4 protein-coding genes are annotated in these 3164 nt (G+C 59.5%); 1 reads left to right on the forward strand and 3 read right to left on the reverse strand.

Features of this window, described 5'->3' with window-relative positions; genetic code table 11:
- Positions 1-244 precede the first annotated feature (244 nt).
- Positions 245-478: a hypothetical protein gene (locus tag F758_RS0142770; RefSeq protein ID WP_024513483.1), complete on the forward strand. Its 234-nt coding sequence runs from the start codon at positions 245-247 to the stop codon at positions 476-478.
- A 402-nt stretch (positions 479-880) separates the two neighbouring features.
- Here F758_RS0142770 and F758_RS0142775 read toward each other — a convergent pair whose 3' ends face one another.
- The 3 genes from F758_RS0142775 to F758_RS0142790 all read right to left on the reverse strand — a co-directional run bounded on the left by F758_RS0142775 (position 881) and on the right by F758_RS0142790 (position 2738).
- Positions 881-1126: a hypothetical protein gene (locus F758_RS0142775; RefSeq protein WP_024513484.1), complete on the reverse strand. Its 246-nt coding sequence runs from the start codon at positions 1124-1126 to the stop codon at positions 881-883.
- A gap of 593 nt (positions 1127-1719) precedes the next feature.
- The gene (locus F758_RS50630; RefSeq protein ID WP_157450565.1) at positions 1720-2130 is read right to left on the reverse strand and encodes a hypothetical protein; all 411 of its coding nucleotides are present in this window, start codon (positions 2128-2130) and stop codon (positions 1720-1722) included.
- A 218-nt stretch (positions 2131-2348) separates the two neighbouring features.
- The gene (locus F758_RS0142790) at positions 2349-2738 is read right to left on the reverse strand and encodes a GNAT family N-acetyltransferase (RefSeq protein WP_198026722.1); all 390 of its coding nucleotides are present in this window, start codon (positions 2736-2738) and stop codon (positions 2349-2351) included.
- Positions 2739-3164 lie beyond the last annotated feature (426 nt).

Below are 3164 nucleotides of genomic sequence, written 5' to 3' on the forward strand. Positions count from 1 at the left end.
GGTGACCGGCTTGGTCGCTCTGCCTCGGCTCCCGCGCGATGCAAACACATCCACAGGCAAGTGCTCGCCGGACGTGCGCTTTCGGTCACGAGCGACAAAACTCACATTGAGCACAACGAGTCCGCTCTTACCCTAATCGCCGACATGCCAGCCGACATGGATTTGCGTCGCAATGCGCACAACAGGCGACATTGCAGGTGTGATCTGGTATGCAAGAGGCCGCCAACAGAGACGGCCGTTTTGAATGTATCGTATTTACTTCGACGCAAATGAGCGTGTGGAAGACGGTTACGGCCTCTGGCTGAACGCCTCCAAGGAGGATATGGGTCGTATCCCCAATGGTCCCCAAGACGGTATGCGCGTCATCATCTACATGACCGGTGAATTGGAAATGGAGGCTATTCTCGCTTTCATGCCGGAGCACGCGGCTTGGACGGCCCGTCCCGTCCCCCGAACGACCAAATATCTGGAAAGCTGAGTTCGATCTTGGTCCGCTCCACCTCTGAGAGCGGGCATCGCGGCGTTTGCAACCGAAGTCAGCTGAGGGCCAAAAAGCTGACTTCGGGCGCTGCGCTCGCAATGTCATGGAAAGCTTCAATCGGCTAGGCGCGGAGCGCCAACCAGAGAGACGAGCGCGAGCGTAAAGCAAGGGCTCGCACGAGCTTTGAATTCGGGTAGGTCGGTCGGGAGCTTAACCGCGAGGTGCGCAGGCCCACCTCGCCAGCCGTTCTCAAAGTCAGATTAGCTGTACAAACAGGCACCCGCAACGCGACGGGTCAAGCATCGCAGAAGGTGCGAGGCTCGGAGCCGCCGCTAGCGTTTCTCTGTGCCGTTTCATGCTTTGCGGGCTGCGCGATGCTTTGTGGCTGCGCGGATACGCTCATTTACCTTTATCTTTACCATGCTGGCCACCCTTTCCCTCAGCCTTGTGGGCGCCCTTGTGGCCGCCAAGACCAGGACCGGTTCCAGACTTGTCGCCCTTGGCGAGGATCACATTGCCTCCCAAGAAGCCTCCGTGGCCGCTTCCGGCGACGTCGCCGGGAGCGATTTGGCCTTGCTGGATGGCAACGCCAGCAGCTCCCAATTCAGAGTCTCCGACCAGCGCCCGCTCGGCTGTCAACGCCATGACTGTCGTTGGCGCACAAAAAATGACTGTTAGGTTAGAACCAAAATCGTTCTTCGCATGGCACCCTCCAGATGGGAAACGATGGGAAACTCTAAATTCCCCCCTAAGTTTCCGACGACACCTCATGCGCGGGCTTCCGGAGCCGGGGGTGCTCGGTCTAGGCGAGACCGTCTCGATTACGCACGAGAGCGGAGTTGATCCAAATTGAGGATGCCAGCAGCGGGTCACGAGCGTCGCCCTCTGCAATAGGCGTCGGCCTGTCGATTTCCGCTATGCCCCGTTAGCGACCGAGGATGCGTAGCGGCGCAAGTGCCAAATGCCGACTTCCCGGCTTTCGAGAGATCAATTGAGCGCCAGAGGCGCTGCGAATTCATCCTCATTCATGCGCGCGAAATCATATCGGGGGTACACGTCCCTTGCCCGGCTGAAGAAGAATTCGTCAAATGCTTTCATGGCACCGGAACGCAGCGGATGATTGACGCTAGCCAAGGCGATCTGGGTGAAGTACGGCTCCGTGCCCGGAACGGCAACAAACTCGAAGTGATTTGGAAATATCCGCACCCAGTATGAAACGAGGTGATACCATGTAAAGGCTACGTCTGCGTAACCGCGGGATCGCGATGCATGATGCCAAGGCGACCGGGGAAACTCGATTCAGCTGCGACGAGAGCGTCGGCTGCGGCTTTTCCAAGCAGCTCCTCTGTGGCAGCAAGGCACTTCGCACGGACATCGCCGGTATCCGGCAGCGCGACCCGCGTACCTGAACGTATCACGTCCGCCAGGCCATGAATGCCGAGTGGATTGCCTTTAGTGACAAGCAGCGCGACACCGCGATTCTTGCAGAAAAACGCGCCTGAGGCTCGACCACACTCAATTGATGCAGCTGCCGCAAAGGCTCTGGGTCCGGTTTGGGTCTTGGCCGTGTAGAAACGGTCTGAAGGGAAGTCGGTTTTGCGAGCCAGGGAGTCGCCACTCTGCCAAGCAGGCTGATGAACTCGCGCCATCTCATGGAGCCCTCTCGCAAAGCCCGGTAGCACGCCAGACTACCACGCCCGGCATCGTTGCCCGGCATTTTGCGGCGCGGTCGGAGACCGGGGAACGACCGTTGTGGGTCCGTGCCGAAAACCTCAATTGGAGCAAATCTGGTCGGCACCAGGTCAGACAGCCGACATCGATTCGAGGCTCCGAAATTTCTCAGTCGGGCCAAACGCGACATGCGCACTCAAGTCGATCGTAGCGCCTTAACTAGCTTTGGCAGCATCCTTCCGGGTATTGACGCGGACGGAGCGAGGCCACAATCCTCAGCGCCCATTCGCCTGTAGAAGGGCGCGGCATCCGGGTCGGCTTCGATCACCAGGCGATCGGCACCCCTGCTTGTTGCTTGGTCGGTCGCCCAAACAAAGAGGGTCCTTCCGACACCGCCACGCAGCGTCGTCGGTTCGACAAACAGCTTCAGCAAATCTGCTTCGCTTCCGATTACCTTGATCTGAGCAACGCCAACGATCTTGCCGTTCTCTTCTGCAACCGCAATCGAGCTTGATCGCAAGTCACATGGTTCAATGGTGAGTTCTCTGCGACACGCCTCCATGAAGTCGCTGTCGTAGCCCCACACCGCTTTCGACCGGAAGCACAACGCCGAGAGCGCTGGCAGCTCTTCGACTGTTGGCGCTCTGACAATACACGGCAAGCGGCTGACTCCGGTGGCGTTGGCTGATACATAGCACTTCGAGCAACCGATGTCTCTTATGGGTCACGAGCTGCCTTTCCGAATGGGTTGGCGCCAAGGCCGGTGTACCGCAGATAGCTGCCGACTTGCCGCACCGCCGAATTTCGGCAGCTCTGGCACATCAGCCGACATCAGCCTGCCAACCAGGGTGGCCTCCACTGAGGTGGGTGGCGCCCCTCGGCGCGCCGAAAGGGCGCGCGGGAGAGGCGATCAGTCCGTCGGCTGCGGCCCGTCGTAGCCTTCGATTACGATGATGTCGATGTCTACGGCGCCCGCGCGCAGTGCCCTCGCCTTGGTGTATTCGGGTGAGCG

The organism is Bradyrhizobium sp. ARR65, from assembly GCF_000472385.1.
Lineage (GTDB): Bacteria > Pseudomonadota > Alphaproteobacteria > Rhizobiales > Xanthobacteraceae > Bradyrhizobium.

Bases quoted from the DNA above. Each gene is read 5' to 3' on its own strand.
- F758_RS0142770 (WP_024513483.1), top strand. From the start codon at position 245: ATGTATCGTATTTACTTCGACGCAAATGAGCGTGTGGAAGACGGTTAC.
- F758_RS0142775 (WP_024513484.1), bottom strand. From the start codon at position 1,126: ATGGCGTTGACAGCCGAGCGGGCGCTGGTCGGAGACTCTGAATTGGGA.
- F758_RS50630 (WP_157450565.1), bottom strand. From the start codon at position 2,130: ATGGCGCGAGTTCATCAGCCTGCTTGGCAGAGTGGCGACTCCCTGGCT.